This window comes from Brevibacillus choshinensis, from assembly GCF_001420695.1.
Taxonomy (GTDB): domain Bacteria; phylum Bacillota; class Bacilli; order Brevibacillales; family Brevibacillaceae; genus Brevibacillus; species Brevibacillus choshinensis.
In genome coordinates this window covers 1,765,579-1,783,683 of sequence record NZ_LJJB01000010.1, presented here as the reverse complement: position 1 = coordinate 1,783,683, position 18,105 = coordinate 1,765,579, and the positions used below count along the sequence as shown (strand labels likewise).

The window sequence follows — 18,105 nt, the reverse complement described above, 5'->3', positions numbered from 1 at the left end:
TATCATATCCGCGCCCTCGGTGAAATATTCCGAGGGCTTTACACATTCCACAACCTTTCCTTATTTCTCACGCTATTTTGCCAAAAACGATTCGTATACTAAGGATGTCAAAAGGAAGCCCAAACTTGAACTCATGAAAGTAAGTTGTCCAAATTGTTTAATCAAAGTATAGGAGTGCAAAAAAACTGCTACCCTAGTAATAAGTAAGGAAGGAGAGTGTGAATCATGGGATTTTATGATGATTTGACTCACGTGGAACGGAAGAATCGACGTGGGGCGGGTGTAGGACGTACAATCATGACGTCTGTGACTTCTGCGGTGATTGGGGGAATGGTCGTACTACTTACGCTGCCGACTCTCTCCAACGCCGGATACATTAATATGGTGAAGCCGGGCGCATCGAACGTCATGAGCAATCCAACAGCTAATCTGTTTGCGAAACCGGTCTCCGTCAGGGTAGATACAGGAACCGTAGACGCCGTGAAAAAGGTAGAAAATGCAGTAGTCGGCGTCATTAACATCGGTCGCTCCAGAACGAACTGGATGAATAGCAATACACAAGATGTCGAGCAAGGCGAAGGTTCTGGCGTCATCTTTGAGAAAAAGAATGGAAAAGCCCATATCATTACCAACTATCACGTTATCGATCAGGCACAAAAGCTGGAGATCGCCCTACCTACCGGTGAAAAAGTAGAAGCGAAAATCCTGGGTGCCGATATGTACGCCGATCTGGCTGTACTGGAGATCGATGGAGCTAAAGTGAGTACTGTGGCTGAACTGGGTGATTCTTCGACCTTGCAGGTGGGCGAACCGGCGATTGCCATCGGGAACCCGTTGGGTATGAAGTTCTCCCGCACGGTAACACAAGGTATCATCAGTTCGTTGGAACGCTCAATGCCAATGGACTTTAATGAAGATGGTCAAGATGACTGGGAATTGGATGTTCTGCAAACAGATGCCGCGATCAACCCTGGTAACAGTGGTGGAGCGTTGGTGAACATCCAAGGACAGGTCATCGGGATCAATACACTGAAAATCTCCAAAGAAGGCGTCGAAGGACTGGGCTTTGCCCTCCCGATCAACGATGTGAAAGCCATCGTCAGCGAGCTGATGGATAAAGGTAAACTGGAGCGCTCATATCTGGGTGTCCAACCGTTCGACTTGACGAATGTGCCGCGCTACAACTGGAAGGAAACGCTGAATCTGCCTGATGAAGTCCAAGCGGGTGTCGTGATACAGAACGAAATAGGCAAATTCTCGCCAGCGGGCGAAGCGGGTCTGAAACAGTACGACGTCATCGTCAAATTGGATGGCAAGGAAATCAATACAGGTGCACAGCTGCGCAAATTCCTGACCTTGAACAAAAAGCCGGGCGATTCGGTAGAAGTCACTTACTACCGCGATGGCTTCAAGAAGACAGCGAATGTGAAACTGACGAAGACGCCTGAGCAGTAAAGAAATCTGCTCGCTATTGTAGCAATCCCTACCCTTTTCGGGCAATTCCGGGATGAAGTTTGTCCCGTTTGCATATATGTAGTTCCTAGTTCCCCTCTATCTATTTTTACAATAGATCCCTTCTTGAAAGCGCCGAGAAAATCGGCGCTCTTTTTTTTGCCTGCATAAGGCATGCCGATTCTTGAGTAGCAATTTGTTTTCTCACCGATCTGGGGTAGAATATAGAGCGATATCATTAACAGGACGGAAAAGAGGAAACGAGATGGACAGAAAGCTGGAAAGTGTGAAAATCGAGGGTAAAGACGTAGCGCTCCTCTCCGAATTTCATGTGCGTTTTGCGTGCATGGAGCATTTCGACGAGGAGCTGGACGACTACGTGAATGATTTCGAGGCGGCGCCGGATACACACCAGGCTGAATTGCTAGAGGACGAGAGCTTGGACAAGCGGTGTCGAGCATGTGGTGCTCCAGCCAAGATTGCGCTTTTGAAAGAGAAAGGATTGTAGACACGTGCAGATTTCGATTATTACCGTAGGGAAGCTAAAGGAAAAGTATTTGCGCGAGGGGATCGATGAGTACAGCAAACGACTTTCTGCTTACTGCAAGCTGCAAGTCGTGGAGGTCAGCGACGAAAAAGCGCCGGAAGAGATGAGCGCAGCTGAAATGGAGCAAGTGAAGCGCAAGGAAGGTGAGCGTATTCTTGCACAGATCAAGCAGGATCAGTATGTCATCGCGCTGGCGATCGACGGGCAGATGTGGTCATCGGAAAAGCTGTCTGCGGAAATGGACAAGCTGGCGTTACACGGACGGAGCCAGGTGGCATTTGTGATCGGTGGGTCGCTGGGGCTGGCAGATGCGGTGCTGAAGCGGGCGGATGCTTTGTTGTCGTTTTCCAAGATGACGTTTCCTCATCAGTTGGTTAGGTTGGTGCTGCTGGAGCAGGTGTATCGGGCGTTTCGGATTAGTCGGGGGGAACCGTACCACAAGTAACAATTGGGGGAAATTGAGGGGAATGTTAAAGCCACTGTTGGAATAATTGATTACAATTCGTGAAAGTTTTTCTTGATAAGATGAAGGGTTTTATGCAAAGCTTCTGTTGTCGCATCGATTAAAAAGCGGGAAGAGAGGAAGAGGTGAACCACTCTGAAAGCAAATCGGATGGAAGCGTTCAGCGATGGCGTGCTGGCGATTATCATTACGATCATGGTGTTAGAATTTAAAGTGCCGGAATGTCATGACTGGTATGCTCTGAGCAAACTTGGCCCGAAAATTCTAAGCTACATCTTCAGTTTCGTTTATGTCGGCATCTATTGGAACAATCATCATCATCTGCTGCACATGGTACGAACGATGAACGGGCGGTTGATGTGGCTCAACTTGCTGCTTCTCTTCTGGTTATCCCTTGTGCCGTTCACGACAGCTTGGATGGGGGAAAGCCGTTTTGCAGCCACTCCAACAGCGCTGTACGGTATTATTCTACTACTAGCGGCATTCTCGTACCGGCTGCTTCAGCGGGCGATTATTAAGCAGCATTCCGGCGATTCCTCGTTCGTCGTGGCGATGGGAAAAGACCTGAAGGGGAAATTATCTCCCTTGCTCTACTTGATCGCGGTCTTAACCGCATATGTGAGTCCTTGGATATCCGGCTTCTTTTTCGTACTTGTTGCCATAATCTGGTTCGTTCCGGATAAGCGAATCGAGCACGTCCTGAAAGGCCACTAAGAAATGCTCTTTGATTCTCGCATGCAAGCGGAATTCAAAGAGTTTTTTTACTGACAAAGGCGCCTTGAAATGAATGGAACACCCGTTTAGTTTCCATGCGCCAGGTCTAACTCAGCGGCTTTAGCTGGAAAGCTTCCAGCGCGTGGACAGTGTAGCAGGCCACACCTAACATGAAGTTAGAGGTGAGAGCCGTGGTCGATTACCTAACAGGTGGACATTCGGTGCATGACATCAAGTACCATTTCGTATGGGTGACGAAAGTACAGACATCATGTACTCGTTGGAAATGTAGTGTCAAGAGCATGCGAGCTTATCCGGCAATACTGCTACAGCAGAGGGATCACGATCGTGTAGGGTAGCGTTGAAAAGGACCACATCCATCTTCTCGTATCGTGTCCGTCGACGATGGCCCTAGCCCGTAAGAAGGTCGAATTTCAGTCGCAACTTTGTGTTGAATGAGCTACAAAAAGCAAAAGCCCCTCCACCGTTTTGGGGAAGAGGGCTAACTCAAAAATATGTCTTGTAACGCCGAGTCAAACATAAGCCCGATACTCCCGACTTTTCGCCTGTCCCGTACGCCGATTCATTGCCATTCATCTATTCATTCCATTTAGCTTGTATAATTATCAAAATACCCCTGAATAAAGATAATAGGCGTCCCTTTATCTCCACTTCCAGAAGTTAAATCAGACAGAGAGCCGATCAGATCCGTTAATCTTCTAGGTGTCGTACCTTGTGCTTCCATGGCTCCTACCAGATTCGTATCTTTCTGGCCAATATATTGAGAGATAGCCTGCTTCAGCTCTTCCCCTCTCAAGTCCGCGAAGTTATTATCAGCAAGATATTTCAGCTTTACTTCATTCGGTGTGCCATCAAGTCCTGCTGTGTAAGCTGGCGATACTACGGGATCAGCAAGCTCCCATATTTTTCCGACCGGGTCTTTGAATGCACCATCTCCATAAATCATCACTTCAACATGCTTGCCCGTTTTTTCTTTGAGCATTTGCTGGATGTTGTCCACGATAGGCTGGCAATTACGTGGGAATAGTTTCACGCTAGTCTCCGTCGATTTATTGGACCCGAGCAGACCGTATGCTTCATTACATCCGCTGCCATCGATTGACGTCATCAAGATGTTATCCAGGCTATAAATTTTGTCTCCGCCATTCGCCTTTAAAATCTTCTTCGTTCTGAATCTCGTATGAATATCACAAGTCAGTACATTTTTGGTGTACTCTAGGATGGTCTTTGGATTATTGGAGAAAATGACTTCGCACTCCACGCCATATTCTTCGATCAACGATTTATAGTAATCGATATAATCAATGCCGGTAAAGGTATGTTTCTCATAGCCAAAATGCTCACGGAATTGTTGCTCCGTCAGAACATCTGTCCAGGGATTAATTCCTTTTTCATCGAGCATGTCGAGATCCACTAAGTGATTTCCGACTTCATCAGATGGATAGCTAAGCATGAGAATGATCTTTTTAGCCCCTTTTGCAATACCGCGAAGACAGATGGCAAAACGATTGCGACTCAAGATCGGAAAAATGACCCCAACCGTTTCATCGCCAAATTTGGATCTAACATCTTTCGCAATGTGATCAATCGTAGCATAGTTACCTTGAGCACGAGCAATGATGGATTCTGTGACCGTAACGATATCTTTATCTTGAATGCGGAAGCCTTCTACTTCGGCAGCTTTTAACACACTATCTACGACGATTTCCTCTATGCGGTCCCCTTGATTGATGATGGGGCAACGGAGGCCTCTAACTACTGTTCCAACCACTCTTTCCAATATAATCGCTCCCTCGGACTATTATGGTGAATTCATGATTTGGCGTATCTATTTGTAATATACACGCACAAATGCTATAAGTTAAATTAATATATTGAATACTTGATATAAGTGGTGGTTATGACATGAGCAAATTAGATCTCTATAAAGTATTTTGTACGGTGGCCAAAAGGAAAAACTTCTCCAAAGCGGCTCATGATCTTTATATGACGCAACCAGCCGTTAGCCAAGCGATCATGCAATTAGAAAGGGAGTTAGATACTCGTCTGTTCACAAGAACATCGAAAGGAGTATTTTTAACGAACGAAGGCAGTCTTTTATTTGCATATGCGAATTCGGCGATTAATTTCATTCGCGTCGGAGAAGAAAAGATACTGGAATTGAAGAATTTAACCACAGGGGAATTAAAAATAGGTGTTGGCGATACGATATCCCGGTATTTTTTACTTCCCTATCTAGAGGAATTTCATAATAGATACCCCAATATTACGTTCAAGATTGTAAATGGTACGACATTGGAGATTTGCGCCCTGATCAAATCCGGTGAAGTGGATATCGGCATTTGTAATTTTCCGATTGACGATCTTGGGCTAGAATTACGACCATGTATGGATGTTCAAGATGTTTTTGTATGCGGGGATAAATTTAAGAGCATCTTATCCGGACCTGTCAGCCTTGATCAGGTAACACAACTGCCATTAATCTTCCTAGAATCAAAAGCGAACTCCAGAAAGTATGTAGAGGACTACATCTTGTCTAAAGGGATACAGATTTCGCCCGATTTTGAATTAGGGTCACATCATTTATTATTGGAGTTTGCAAAAATCAATTTAGGCGTGGCTTGTGTGACGAAAGAGTTTTCCCGAGAGTATTTGGATAAAGGATTATTGCATGAGGTTCAATTACTGGAGGAAATACCTAAGAGAAGTATCGGCGTATGTTTTTTAAAAAGTGTATCGCTATCGGCAGCATCGACGAAATTTGTTGAGCTAATAGAAAATAAGCTATTTTAAAATCCGAGATCAAAGGAGAGACAAATGAAAAGCATATTGTTCAAGTATATGACTTCATTTACATCTCTTACTGATGAGGGACAACAGGCTATCGTTAAAGCCACCCTGATTGAGGAATACAAAAAGGGAACAGTGCTCCTTCGACAAGGAGATGTCCCCGCAAAATGTTATTTCGTGTTGAAGGGATGTGTAAGGCAGTACTCGATCGATGAGACGGGTAAAGAAGTCACATCCAATTTCTACACAGAAGAGCAAGCGGTCTCGATTTTCAATCGGCATCAACAAAAACACCTTAGCTTGTCTCGAAGACAGTGTATTGATTGTGGGTGACTTTGATGCCGAAAAGAGCATGTTTCACAAACACCCACAATTGGAAACCATGATACGTAAGATGGTAGAAGAAAACTTGGGCGAGGTGCAAGATGAATGGACTGGATTTATCGCATACACCGGAAGATCGCTACAAAGCGCTATTACGAAAAAGACCTCATCTAGTCAATCGTGTGCCTCAACATCAATTGGCGAGTTATCTGGGCATTACTCAAGAGTCATTAAGCAGAATCAAGAAGCGGATCAATATCAGTGGTTTTTAGGAAAGTGGTTATGCGCGTTTGGGGAGTTTACCTCCTCTCAGCAGCAGCCATATCCCAAAGCCAAGCTCTCCCACAATCATCATTGGCATACTAAATATAAGATTAAGTATTGCGATTACCCTATCATATTGTGAAAGAAACGTTTTGCTTAGGTGAATGACCATATAGCCTATTGAAGCAAGTAACAATAAAATGCCGATAACATTAGGAATGCTGTCCGATTTTAAAGCCACATACCCCACGATCAACAGATGCCCACCAAAAATGATCAAACCAAAAGACCAAATAGATTCGAATGCTTCAAGAAATAGCATCATAAGGGATTGAGTCTGTTCGATTTTAAATGAGGATAACTCGTTTGTATGTCCCGAGAGTAGCAGCACAACGATCAAGCTTAGTATGGCCATACCCAATATAGCCGAATAGAAAATCCGAGAAGCTGCTGACCCAAGCCCTGTCCACATTACTCTTTCGTGAAGCACGAACGTCGTAACCACAAAAATAGTCCCTGACTTTAAAGTTAGGGACTATTATGTATAATCGGTTATTCCTTTACAACATCCACATCGGCCACTTTCACAAAAGCTAGACGATGATTGAAATTGATTTGATAAAATTGCTCTTTCCCGATAACCACAATGTTTTCTTTCGGATCTAGTACATAAACAGGGGCGAGAAAAACACTGCTTTTCACTTTCTCAGCGGCGACGTAGACCTGTCCTTTTTCAATCGTGTATTGCAGAGGGGTAACGGTCTGCGGTTCTTCGCCTTTCGGGTAATCCTCTGGATTCGGGTAGGCTTGTCCGTAGACAGGGATCGAATCTTTGCCTTTTTTCGGTGTTACGAGAATTCCTTTGCCAGCCACGGTGTTTTTCCCGCTTGGATTGTAGAACCAAGCCTTTTGTCCACCGAACCAGATCGCATCCCAATCGTCTTCGTGGTCTGCGAGATAGAACGTACGTCCAGTTACTGCTTTGTTTGCCCAGTTTAAGGGGTCTGTCTCATCTCGATCTGGTTTTACTGCAGCGTCGATAATGAGTGGAGCATCGTTATCGGGAGCTGTCCGCAGATACAGGAAATTGGATGGCTGCGCTTTTAGATCAGTCATTTCAGGACGGTTATGCTTAAAGTCAGGCTTGATCGTGATGATTTTTTTGGATTTCTTCTTGTCTTTGATAGGGGCGTTCATGAGCTCCATGTAGTGATCCCAGTCCCAGAACGGTCCTGGATCTTCGTGCATCTTGGATTGGTTCGCAGGCTTCATACCAGGGACTTCGTCGTGTCCAATAATGTGATTGCGATCGAGTGGAATATCGTACTCACGGGCTAAATAGCGAACGAGCTTGGCGGAGCTGCGGTACATATTTTCGGTGTACCAATTGGCGCCTTCAATCGCATAGCCTTCATGCTCAATGCCGATGGAGGTACTGTTAAAATACCAGTTGCCCGCATGCCAGCCCACGTCTTTGTTCTTGAGCATTTGGGTGACATGTCCGTCTTTTGAACGAATCACGTAATGAGCGGAAACATAGCGGAGGGGATCTGTAAAAATCTTAATGGTATCGTCGTACGTTTCCTCTGTATTGTGAATGACAATGTAATTGATAGCAGGGCCTTTTCTTGGACGATTGGAAATGTCGTGATTCGAATAGTCGCTACCCTCTAATTGGACATAAGGGGCTTCAATAAAGTCACAATCCAATCCCTTTGGGCATTCGGGCTTTGGTGTCGATTGCTTTTCAGAGGTGGTTTTTGCAAAGGTTACCTTCTCTGCCGTATCCGTGTTGGGCTCCACGTCCTTTGCCACCAGCTGCAGGATTTGTCCTTCAGACGTTTCGCGTTCGACACCTTCGTTGATGGTTTGGTATACCTGATCGGCAAACTCAAGCGCGGAAGCCTTGCGATCGGTCGCACTATACTTGGCGACAGCACCATACCAATCTTCTTCGTTCTTTGGAACATGGCCCGTTGTGTCCTGAGCGTACTGGGCAAGTACAGCTGCAGCACCTCGAATATTTTGAACAGGGTCCTTTTTCAGTTCATCTGCCTTTCGATCGAGTAAAGCAGCAGCAGACTTTAAAGTGTTCGTGGAGAGATGCATGATCCCGTATCCGCCAGAAAAGCTCGGGCTTCCACTATGATTCTCCCAATTGGTGATGTTATAAGAAACGGATAGAAGAATGCCCAACGGAACATCAAATTCTTCAGAAGCTTGTTCAAAAGCTTGTTGAAGGGAAGTGGACGATTCTTCCTCTGCATGGGCAACCGAAATCGAGAATACTGGCGCTTGGCTTGGCAGTGGAGATAGATACCCTCCCACCAACAAGCTGGATATCGTAAGTGGAAGCAAAACTTTACCCCAAGATTTCAATAGAAACACTCCTTTTCTCGAGCATTTGGAAATGGAACAGGTGTATCAAAGGCACGGGATGTCAAAAGCGCATGGGATACCCAATCCCCCCTTTCAAAGAAGCGCACTTCCTGACATTAACGCGGTAGTAAGAGAGGGTGCTTGAAGAAAAAAATCCAGCACCAAAGAACAGGAAAGCAAATGCGCTCCTACTCTGGTTACTGGATTTTACTTACGGTGTATGCTCACCTAAGAGAAAAAGCATACAAGAAAATAAAGCAGCAAACATGTGTATTCAGTTGGAATAGATGTGGTCTTGTAGCTATTTCAGAATTATATACTGAATTTTTAAACATTTCAATAATATGGGTATCGAACCAAAAAATTAGAACTTTTAGCACAATACCAACGCACCAGCGGTGAACTTAAAAACAGGGATGCGTAAACCTCTTGGATCCATATTGATCGTCTAAAAGCCGCGTTAGTCGAGTAGAGATGACACGTGCCGTTACGGGATCCGGCCGAGTCGGCGCAAAAACCGATAAATACTTGTAATTTGAGATAAAATGTCTCAAAATAGAGATATTATCTTTTGATAAATGTTTTCCAAAGCAGAAATAATGAGATCGAGGTAGACAAAGGGGGACTTCCCAGTGGAAATAGGGTTGAGCACATTTGTAGAAACCACACCGGACGTTAAGACAGGCGAGGTGATCAGTCACGCACAGCGTATACGTGAAGTGGTCGAGGAAATTGTACTGGCTGATCAAGTAGGCTTGGATGTCTTTGGGGTGGGCGAGCACCATCGGAAAGATTATGCGGCCTCTTCTCCTGCCATTGTACTGGCTGCAGCAGCCTCGCAAACAAAACGGATTCGACTGACGAGTGCCGTCACGGTGCTTTCGTCCGCTGATCCCGTTCGCGTATTCCAGGACTTTGCGACACTAGACGCGATATCAAACGGACGTGCGGAGATTATGGCGGGTAGAGGTTCCTTTATTGAATCATTTCCGTTGTTTGGCTATGACTTGCAAGATTACGATGAGCTGTTCGATGAGAAGCTGGAGCTGCTCCTGAAAATACGTGCTTCTGAAAAAGTAACCTGGAGAGGCGGACATCGGCCAGCTATCAACAATCTGGGTGTATATCCTCGTCCGGTCCAGGATCCTTTGCCCGTGTGGATTGGTAGTGGTGGTAATGCGCAATCTGCTATTCGTGCGGGTCTTTTGGGACTACCACTCGTTCTGGCGATAATTGGAGGTCGTCCGGTCCAGTTTGCGCCGATTGTCGATCTGTATAAGAGAGCGGCGATTCAGGCAGGCCATGATCCATCCAAGCTAACGGTTGCTTCGCATTCTCACGGTTTTGTCGCGGAGGACACCGAGACAGCCGCTGATAAATTCTTCCCTTCCACGCAGCAAGCCATGAATGTGCTGGGACGTGTGCGTGGGTGGGGGCATTACGATCGTTCGAGCTTTGATGCGGCGCGAAGCTTTGAAGGAGCACTGTATGTAGGCGATCCGGAAACGGTAGCTCAGAAAATCATTCACTTGCGCAAAAATGTAGGAGTCACACGCTTTATGCTGCACGTACCCGTCGGCACCATGCCGCATGAAGATGTCATGAATGCGATTCGTCTGCTGGGGACAGAGGTGGCACCGCGAGTTCGGGAGGAAGTCGCAAACTGGGAAGCATCGCGGTAAGCTTGCAAAAAAAATGAAATAAAGATGCTGTGACCCGTAAGAATGATCTTATTCAAAAGAGACGTTCTTGCGGGTCATCTGTATTTTCGAAGCCAGTATGGATTACGATCCATGCCTTTTTTACTGGAAAAATTCATCATGTTTCGGCGATAGGTCGATAGGGCCTATTCCATTAAAGATGGCAGGATAACGAAAGTTTTCAATAGAATAGGATCAAACAACAGTGGTATCTAAGAGTAAGTAATATTATGTTTTGCTATATACCACGTGGCATTACTAGGTAATGGTAATTCAGCATAACGTCCAATGAAAAATACCCAAGAGGAGGAATTACGTATGCAATTTCACTTTTTTGTGGGAAATGACAATGGTAATAGCGAGCATGATATTTTCGTTGACGGAAGGCTTATCCAGCAACCTAATGTGAATTGTGCGGTAGATGGACTACCTTGGAGTGAAGAGCAATCTCCGGAAAGCATTATTAAAAACCTCCAGGATCAACTAATTGTCACGATCGATTCTCCTTCTGCACGACCAGGAATGTATTTCATTGGAAAGTTCGCATTAGACAGCGGTGAATTATTGGATACCATGCAAGTTGGGATTGACTACAAATATGATGTGGATTTGCCAATCGTGAATACATTGGGACAAATCGCGTCAGTAGCTGTTCAAAAAGTATTTGAAGAGGAAAAAGGCATTCCTGAAAATATCGAAGTACAAGTGGATATGGCAACAGTACTCCCTATTACCCAGCATACTGACGAGGCATCAGCAAAATTTGAAAGAAGGTTTATGGCTGGTCCCCATAATGTTACCGTTCACCTTGGAAAAATGCGGGTAACCGTTAAAGTGATATTTGATTTTACCAAAGTAGTGCCTGAAGCTACTCCCGTCACCTTTGCCCTTCAGAAAGACGAGGAAGGGAATTGGAGGGAAGGCGATATTTTTAACGAGTTTGCACAAAACTATTCTTTGCAAGAGAATTTCAACGGCAGTTATTTTAAAGACAAACGTATTTTGCATACGGATATTGGAGATGGATCGACGGAATATCCGATTACGGAAGGCAACAAGCTCTTGCGTCAATTTGTGCATGGAAGCAATCACGGAGCTGGTTATGCCATTGAAGAAGCCCTGGATGAATTTAATCGATTGATTCATTTGCCGGACAGTCCTAGACAATTTTTTAGTGATGTAATGAAAAATCCGAACCATAAATATCATTCCAAGGCAATAAAAACGCTGCGAAGACCGCTCGAAGGGCAAGCCAAACAGATCATTACCAACATTAGAAAGCAACTTACAAAAGCGAGAAACGAAATCGACGTGATATGTGTGTATGGTGGGGGAAGTATACTAATGCGTTCCATCCTGCATCCAATGCTGAAGGATTTATGTGAAGAGAGGGAAATCAAGCTTTTATATATCCCACCTCAATACGCTGTTACGATGAATGCCAAAGGATTGGATGCCTTTGTGCGGGGGAAGATTTACGAGGCCCTAAAGGAAAGAGCCAAACAAGCCGTTTAGTATAATTCCCCTCATTCACCATCGTGTTTATCAGTCAAGACGAGGCATGGAGGGGTGGGAGCGTAATGAAAAAGCCTAAAAAACCAGGGGATAATATCAGCATTAAAACCAAAAAGAATGAATCTCCTCTCATTGTAGATTGGATAAATTGTCAAACCAATTTAATGGATTCGATTCGCTACCTGATTGAAAATGAAGTGGCGGCTAATGGCATTAGAAATTTGCAAAACCACATTCCGGCAGAAAGAGCATTTTCTACCAATGGGGATTCTCTTATTGCAAATAATAATGGGCTAATTGCTAATTTCCGAAATGCGGAACTACCAGCAACTAAAGTGGAATCACTTACACCCAATGAAGATGATGACATTGATGATGAAGATATTGACTCTTGGATTTGAATCACTCTAAAGTAGTACAAAATAATACGATAGAACATTAAGTAATACTTTGTGATACTAAGCAATTCTTTAGAAGAAAAGTAATACCACGAAGGGGATTAACGACTTGTAGCGAGGTTACAAGCAGTTAGTCCCCTGACTATTTTGGTTCGCGGTTAAGTATGATTTGATCAGAGGCAAGTCAATGTAGTCTGGTTTCATGTTCTGTTAAACTGTTAACAGGCACACTTTGTTCGTTTTCCCGTTGGTCGAGCGGATAGATTCTAGCCATTTCAGCTTCTTCATCTACATGTTGGATATAGATTGGAATTCCGTTACAGGTAACATTGGCCATAACAGGTGAAGCGGCAATCTCTTTAGCACGTTGTTTGTTCATACGAATGCCCCCCTCGTAATTTGTAACAGAAATAATATTTCCTTTACGTTACTTTCAAATTCTACAATTACAAATGAATAAATCTGAAAAATAACCGGCTGAAGCGTTATTGGAAATGACCACTAAAATGATTGCATTCAGTTTTAACCGTATTCGTAAATACTCTTACTTTTTCATCTTTTAAGGATTGAAAGTTTAACCTATTATCAAATCCATGTTCAGTCCAGGAATAAGGGTGAAATAAAAAATGTATTTTTGAATTAGCTTTTATCGTCTTTTCATCGGGATATCCATAATTCCATGCATGCCTTGAGTCTGAAATATACTTAATTTGAAGGTTCTCAAATCCGTCCTCTTCCTCGCGAAATTCAAAAAAGCGATCTTCGTAAGTGTTAATCAAGCCTTCAAGCTTTACATTCATTTTTAATGCTTCTTTTGGTGGACGGTGAAAGGAAAATCGATTAATCGGTATTTGCAAAAAACTCTCCATTATTTTACTGTCATGCAATATATACTTGCTAATTTCCGCGAAACTACTCAACCCACCTAAATGAACATGAAGACCTATTTTATGCCCCATAGCATTGATTTCCCTAACCATTTTAATATTTTCATTCGAAAATAGATTATATGCGTTATTTCGAATTTGAAACATGTAACTTGTATTGATTTCGAGGGTTTTCTCTAATTTTGCGAAATCATACGCCCTCTCAACAGAAAATTCCACGTCATGACGAATTACTGCGAATTGTTTCGTATCCTTATTTACTTGTGAATAATCAATGATTTCGTGGTGCTTTTTTATACAATGAAGGATTTGTGAGTATTCGTTATACGAAAAAGGATTAACCACGTATTTCACTACCAGTATCTCGAGCGGAAATGGCAGCATTGTGACCGAAGCTCATCATGGCGATTCGGCTTGGTTTCATAAGGAACACCCCTTAATACGGAGATTTATAAATGGAACGACAACGCTACTTATCTTATGTCGGCTGGATTAAGAGGTGCAGACCTGTATGGGTATATTCCGCTTGCATCTATTTTTAAAAGGGTAGGGAACTCACCTATTCCGTAAACAGGCAATCTTCATAAACTATACGACTGGACGTAACAAAGACAACGGATATGCCCTTAGTCATCCATATCATGTAAAGGAGATTTCCGTGGAAAATAATGAAAATAAACATGCTGATTCATTTCATTATAAAGAAAAAATCATCGTACTTATCTATCATGATATCTCCCCTAATCCTTTCATAAAGCCTCATTACACAGTTTCTCCTGAACAGTTCAAGAACCATTTAGATGCTCTGATAGAGTATGGTTACCAAATCATAAGTGTGGAAGATTTGTTAAAGTTCAGCCTTTATAACCATAATGCTCCATTAAACAGTGTTGTCATTACGTTTGACGATGGAAATGAGAGTTTTTATACGTATGCCTATCCTCTTTTAAAGCAATATGGATTCCCTGCTACGAATTTTATTAAAGTTGGTTTTGTTGGTAGACGGAATAAATTTACTTGGGATCAGATGAGAGAAATGAAGGCAAGCAAAATGAGCTTTTTTAGTCATACCTACAATCAACATCGTCTAAGTGAAGATGGAACACCTATATTAAAATGTCCTCTTTTTCTTGAAAAACAAAAACGTTTTGAAACCCAAAACGAATACCATAGTCGTATTAAAGCAGACCTTCAATTAGCCGAAAAGCGAATTCATGAAGAGTTAGGAGAGCAACCCAAACTTCTCGCATTTCCTTTTAACGGATATAACGAAACTGTATTAGAAATCGGAAAAGAAATTGGTATCGAATTATTTTTTACTTCTAAAAAGGGTACCAACAAAAGAAATCAACCAATTATTAATCGTCTCATTGTTGGAAGTGCTAATCATTCTGCTGAAAATTTGATTGAGCAAATCAAACAATATCACACAAAATAATCGTGCATAGGGATCTCCGCTAACAACTATTTTTCGTTTATGTAGGGAATTCAACCATTCCGCATGATAGCAAATTCCATAAATTATAAAATTCCACCTAAATAATAAGGGGGAGAAAGGAATGGGATTAGAAGAGAAATCAAATGCAGCAAGTAAAAAAGAAATAGTAGCCGTAATCGGATTAGGATATGTTGGCCTCCCTCTGGCTCTTAGTTTTGTCAAGAAAGGTTTCGAAGTGATTGGAATTGATCTGGACCAACAAAAAATAAAACAACTCCAGCAGGGGTTAAGCTATTTTCCTGATATACACGATTCTGTTGTTCGATCGGCTGTTACTTCCCAACGATTAATCGTAACCGATAATTACAACGGGTTAAAGTCTGCAGAAACCATCATCCTTTGTATTCCTACTCCTTTAACTCCATATGATACTCCCGATTTAAGTTGTTTAACGCAAGCTGCCCAAGAGATGAGCCGCAGAATCATGACAGGGCAGTTGATCATATTGGAAAGCTCAACTTATCCCGGTACCACCAAGGAAGTATTGCTACCGATACTGGAGAAATCCGGTCTAAAAGTAGGAAAAGATATTTACCTCGGATATTCTCCCGAACGAATTGATCCAGGAAATAGTCAATATTCGATTGAAGAAATAAACAAGGTAGTTAGCGGCGTAACAGAGACATGTTCCCGTAAGGTTTATGATTTATATTCCCAGGTTTTTAGCCAAGTGATCACAGTATCCTCCACGGAAGCAGCAGAGCTGACAAAGCTTGTTGAAAATTCATACCGGTTTATCAATATTTCTTTTGTGAATGAATTAGCGATTATATGTGACTCGCTGAATATTAATGTGTGGGAAATTATCGATGCGGCCAGTACGAAACCTTTTGGATTTTCGGCATTTTATCCTGGGCCGGGAATTGGTGGACACTGCATACCGGTCGACCCGTTGTATTTGAATTGGAAAATAAAGAAATACGGTCTGGATAGTTATTTTATTGATATATCCAACAAGATAAATCATAAAATCCCGAAGTATATCGTAGAGCAAATTAAATATCGTCTGGCTCCGCACCGGCCAATTAAGCACTCAGATATTTTGCTATATGGGGTAGCTTACAAACAGAATGTCGGAGATGTGAGAGGATCAAGTGCGCTGGAAATTATGAAACTGCTGCAATATGAAGGGGCTAATGTTTCTTATCACGATCCTTTCGTTCCTTACGTCCAGATAGACGAATTGAAACTGAGCAGTGTGGAACTGACCGATGAACTACTGCAAAAATCCGATTGTATTGTCATCATTACAGATCATGCGAATATTCCATTGCAACGTATTTTGGAGCATGCATCGCTTGTTTTTGATACCCGCAATGCTACGAAAGGAATGGAGGGAAAAGCAAGCGTTTATCGCCTTGGGGGTGGACAATAAAGTGAGAAAAAATATAAAAGTGATGGTAACCGGGGCAGGATCCCCAGGAGCACCCGGGGTTATTAAATCATTGAGAAAGGTATCCCAAATGCACATTGAAATTATCGGGGTGGATACTTCTGCTCATGCGACGGGCTTCCCGTTGTCTGATGAATTCTACACGATTCCAAAAGCTAGTGATAATCATTTTATCAGCGATGTGTTGAATATTTGTAGAAGCGAAAAAATAGATACGATTCTTCCTATGGTAACAAAGGAGCTGCTTGAATTTTCAAAGAATAAGCAGCTTTTTTTAGATAGTGGAACAGTCGTATCCGTGTCGGACTATGACAATTTGGTGATAGCAAACGATAAAGGGAAATTACTGCATAAGTTAGCCCTGATTGGGATCCCTACTCCTGCATTCGAAATTGTACAAACGGCCGAAACATTAAAAGAAGCGATTTCTCGCCTCGGCTATCCCCAGCATCCCGTATGTTTTAAACCAACCATCTCTAATGGAAGCAGAGGATTTCGAATTTTAGATCCCAACATAAATAGGGCGACTATGATGTTCAAAGAAAAGCCCAACTCAACTTACACTAGCATGAATGATTTATTTGATATTTTGGAGCACGTCGATGAAATACCGGAAATCATCGTGATGGAGTACCTGCCGGGCAAGGAGTACAGTGTGGATGTATTAGCTAATAACGGGAAAGTAGTAACAGCTATTCCCCGACTTCGCGAAGCAACGGTTGGAGGAATAACAACAAGCGGCATTGTAGTTAAAGAAACTGACATCATTGAGTATGCGTCTAAAGTTGTTGTTGAACTTGGATTGCATGGAAATATTGGTGTTCAAATCCGTCGCGACAGTAATCATGATCCAAAAATATTAGAGATCAATCCCAGGATGCAAGGGACCATCGTCCATTGTCTGGGGGCGGGAGTAAACTTGCCTTATTTGGCCATTAAGCTCGCGTTAGGCTTGCGAATCGAACCTCATGAACTTTTGGTTAAATGGGGAACCCGAATGAACAGGTATTGGGAGGAGATATATTTTGATACTTATGGATCTCCATTCTCACTCTAATTATTCGGACGGGAAAAACAGTATCGAACAGATGGTTGGCGTTGCAGTCGAATTGGGGTATGCAGCAATAGCAATCACCGATCATGTCTGGAAGACCAGTGATTGGATTGAGGATTTTTCGAAACATATGAGAAAAGTAAAAAAAATATTTGCTAAAGATATTTATGTATTTAGCGGTTTGGAGGCAAAAGTAATCAATTTGGAAGGCGATATAGACGCTGCTCCCGATGTTGAATCGAAGGTTGATTTTCTGTTGGGTTCCATTCATCGAATCCCCTTTTCAGGAGGGTATTACAGTACTTCAAAAGGCATTTTAGATTCAGAACAGGAAATTTACAATAATTGGATCACTTCCTTTGAAAATTTGTTAAAAAACCCAAGGGTTGATATTATAGCCCATCCATTAGCTGAACTTAAGCGTTTTCATATTGAACTTAGTCAAAAACAAAAGATAGAAATTGCCGAGTTATTGGATGGGAGTGGAAAATTCGTGGAAATTAACGTCAGGCACAATGCACCAGATCAAGATATGATAGAACTTCTTCGAATACACAAGACCAAAGTAGTTGTTTCCTCAGACAGCCATTCAATGGAGGACTTAAAAAGGTATTATCCTGCATTGAAAAACATATATAGCCTACCTTTGAATTTTGTTACGCTGACTGATCTAACGAAATAAACGGGCTTTAGACTCTAGATATAT

At 42.7% G+C, this 18,105-nt stretch carries 17 protein-coding genes and 1 pseudogene; 13 read left to right on the top strand and 5 right to left on the bottom strand.

Annotated features, from left to right (window positions below; genetic code table 11):
• Window positions 1-225: 225 nt before the first annotated feature.
• The 4 genes from AN963_RS18405 to AN963_RS18390 all read left to right on the top strand — a co-directional run bounded on the left by AN963_RS18405 (window position 226) and on the right by AN963_RS18390 (window position 3,176).
• Window positions 226-1,455, top strand: coding sequence for a S1C family serine protease (locus tag AN963_RS18405; RefSeq protein ID WP_055745973.1), 1,230 nt, complete (start codon window positions 226-228; stop codon window positions 1,453-1,455).
• Between the two features lie 262 nt (window positions 1,456-1,717).
• Window positions 1,718-1,960, top strand: coding sequence for a CxxH/CxxC protein (locus tag AN963_RS18400; RefSeq protein ID WP_055745972.1), 243 nt, complete (start codon window positions 1,718-1,720; stop codon window positions 1,958-1,960).
• A 4-nt stretch (window positions 1,961-1,964) separates the two neighbouring features.
• Complete coding sequence (rlmH, locus tag AN963_RS18395; RefSeq protein ID WP_055745971.1) at window positions 1,965-2,444, top strand: 23S rRNA (pseudouridine(1915)-N(3))-methyltransferase RlmH; 480 nt, start codon at window positions 1,965-1,967, stop codon at window positions 2,442-2,444.
• Between the two features lie 153 nt (window positions 2,445-2,597).
• Window positions 2,598-3,176 (top strand): TMEM175 family protein, encoded by a 579-nt coding sequence (locus tag AN963_RS18390; protein WP_055745970.1) that lies wholly within the window; start codon window positions 2,598-2,600, stop codon window positions 3,174-3,176.
• Between the two features lie 610 nt (window positions 3,177-3,786).
• On the opposite strand, the gene AN963_RS18385 is transcribed toward AN963_RS18390, so the two are convergent.
• Window positions 3,787-4,977 carry a coenzyme F420-0:L-glutamate ligase gene (locus AN963_RS18385; RefSeq protein ID WP_055745969.1) on the bottom strand — a complete coding sequence of 397 codons (1,191 nt, stop codon included), beginning with the start codon at window positions 4,975-4,977 and terminating at the stop codon, window positions 3,787-3,789.
• Window positions 4,978-5,102: 125 nt separating this feature from the next.
• On the opposite strand from AN963_RS18385, the gene AN963_RS18380 reads away from it, so the two are divergent.
• A complete protein-coding gene (locus tag AN963_RS18380) occupies window positions 5,103-5,990 on the top strand; it encodes a LysR family transcriptional regulator (RefSeq protein ID WP_055745968.1) in 888 nt (295 codons plus the stop codon).
• A 24-nt stretch (window positions 5,991-6,014) separates the two neighbouring features.
• Window positions 6,015-6,583: pseudogene (locus tag AN963_RS18375) on the top strand (Crp/Fnr family transcriptional regulator).
• Window positions 6,584-6,591: 8 nt separating this feature from the next.
• Here the strand turns inward: AN963_RS18375 and AN963_RS18370 are convergent.
• Both AN963_RS18370 and AN963_RS18365 read right to left on the bottom strand, forming a co-directional pair.
• Window positions 6,592-7,080 carry a DUF4386 domain-containing protein gene (locus AN963_RS18370; RefSeq protein WP_236708016.1) on the bottom strand — a complete coding sequence of 163 codons (489 nt, stop codon included), beginning with the start codon at window positions 7,078-7,080 and terminating at the stop codon, window positions 6,592-6,594.
• A gap of 47 nt (window positions 7,081-7,127) precedes the next feature.
• The gene (locus AN963_RS18365) at window positions 7,128-8,963 is read right to left on the bottom strand and encodes an N-acetylmuramoyl-L-alanine amidase (protein WP_055745967.1); all 1,836 of its coding nucleotides are present in this window, start codon (window positions 8,961-8,963) and stop codon (window positions 7,128-7,130) included.
• A gap of 623 nt (window positions 8,964-9,586) precedes the next feature.
• Here AN963_RS18365 and AN963_RS18360 point away from each other — a divergent pair.
• The 3 genes from AN963_RS18360 to AN963_RS18350 all read left to right on the top strand — a co-directional run bounded on the left by AN963_RS18360 (window position 9,587) and on the right by AN963_RS18350 (window position 12,570).
• Window positions 9,587-10,636 (top strand): LLM class flavin-dependent oxidoreductase, encoded by a 1,050-nt coding sequence (locus AN963_RS18360; protein WP_055745966.1) that lies wholly within the window; start codon window positions 9,587-9,589, stop codon window positions 10,634-10,636.
• Window positions 10,637-10,972: 336 nt separating this feature from the next.
• Window positions 10,973-12,169 (top strand): ParM/StbA family protein, encoded by a 1,197-nt coding sequence (locus AN963_RS18355; RefSeq protein WP_055745965.1) that lies wholly within the window; start codon window positions 10,973-10,975, stop codon window positions 12,167-12,169.
• 65 nt (window positions 12,170-12,234) lie between these two features.
• A complete protein-coding gene (locus AN963_RS18350) occupies window positions 12,235-12,570 on the top strand; it encodes a hypothetical protein (protein ID WP_055745964.1) in 336 nt (111 codons plus the stop codon).
• Window positions 12,571-12,751: 181 nt separating this feature from the next.
• On the opposite strand, the gene AN963_RS18345 is transcribed toward AN963_RS18350, so the two are convergent.
• Together AN963_RS18345 and AN963_RS18340 are read right to left on the bottom strand one after the other, a co-directional pair.
• Window positions 12,752-12,946 carry a small acid-soluble spore protein H gene (locus AN963_RS18345; RefSeq protein ID WP_055745963.1) on the bottom strand — a complete coding sequence of 65 codons (195 nt, stop codon included), beginning with the start codon at window positions 12,944-12,946 and terminating at the stop codon, window positions 12,752-12,754.
• A 106-nt stretch (window positions 12,947-13,052) separates the two neighbouring features.
• Entirely contained in the window at window positions 13,053-13,808 is a 756-nt protein-coding gene (locus AN963_RS18340; protein WP_152985688.1) for a hypothetical protein, read from the bottom strand.
• Between the two features lie 304 nt (window positions 13,809-14,112).
• Here AN963_RS18340 and AN963_RS18335 point away from each other — a divergent pair, with 304 nt between their 5' ends.
• The 4 genes from AN963_RS18335 (at window position 14,113) to AN963_RS18320 (ending at window position 18,081) form a co-directional block, all read left to right on the top strand.
• The gene (locus AN963_RS18335) at window positions 14,113-14,892 is read left to right on the top strand and encodes a polysaccharide deacetylase family protein (protein WP_055745961.1); all 780 of its coding nucleotides are present in this window, start codon (window positions 14,113-14,115) and stop codon (window positions 14,890-14,892) included.
• 121 nt (window positions 14,893-15,013) lie between these two features.
• Complete coding sequence (locus AN963_RS18330; RefSeq protein ID WP_055745960.1) at window positions 15,014-16,327, top strand: nucleotide sugar dehydrogenase; 1,314 nt, start codon at window positions 15,014-15,016, stop codon at window positions 16,325-16,327.
• Window position 16,328: 1 nt separating this feature from the next.
• Window positions 16,329-17,402: an ATP-grasp domain-containing protein gene (locus tag AN963_RS18325; protein ID WP_055745959.1), complete on the top strand. Its 1,074-nt coding sequence runs from the start codon at window positions 16,329-16,331 to the stop codon at window positions 17,400-17,402.
• Entirely contained in the window at window positions 17,380-18,081 is a 702-nt protein-coding gene (locus AN963_RS18320; protein WP_055745958.1) for a PHP domain-containing protein, read from the top strand. The genes AN963_RS18325 and AN963_RS18320 overlap by 23 nt, the downstream gene beginning before the upstream one ends.
• The last annotated feature ends 24 nt before the right edge of the window (window positions 18,082-18,105 follow it).

Bases quoted from the DNA above. Each gene is read 5' to 3' on its own strand.
- AN963_RS18380 (WP_055745968.1), top strand. From the start codon at position 5,103: ATGAGCAAATTAGATCTCTATAAAGTATTTTGTACGGTGGCCAAAAGG.
- AN963_RS18405 (WP_055745973.1), top strand. From the start codon at position 226: ATGGGATTTTATGATGATTTGACTCACGTGGAACGGAAGAATCGACGT.
- AN963_RS18345 (WP_055745963.1), bottom strand. From the start codon at position 12,946: ATGAACAAACAACGTGCTAAAGAGATTGCCGCTTCACCTGTTATGGCC.
- AN963_RS18400 (WP_055745972.1), top strand. From the start codon at position 1,718: ATGGACAGAAAGCTGGAAAGTGTGAAAATCGAGGGTAAAGACGTAGCG.
- AN963_RS18355 (WP_055745965.1), top strand. From the start codon at position 10,973: ATGCAATTTCACTTTTTTGTGGGAAATGACAATGGTAATAGCGAGCAT.
- AN963_RS18350 (WP_055745964.1), top strand. From the start codon at position 12,235: ATGAAAAAGCCTAAAAAACCAGGGGATAATATCAGCATTAAAACCAAA.
- AN963_RS18330 (WP_055745960.1), top strand. From the start codon at position 15,014: ATGGGATTAGAAGAGAAATCAAATGCAGCAAGTAAAAAAGAAATAGTA.
- AN963_RS18320 (WP_055745958.1), top strand. From the start codon at position 17,380: ATGGATCTCCATTCTCACTCTAATTATTCGGACGGGAAAAACAGTATC.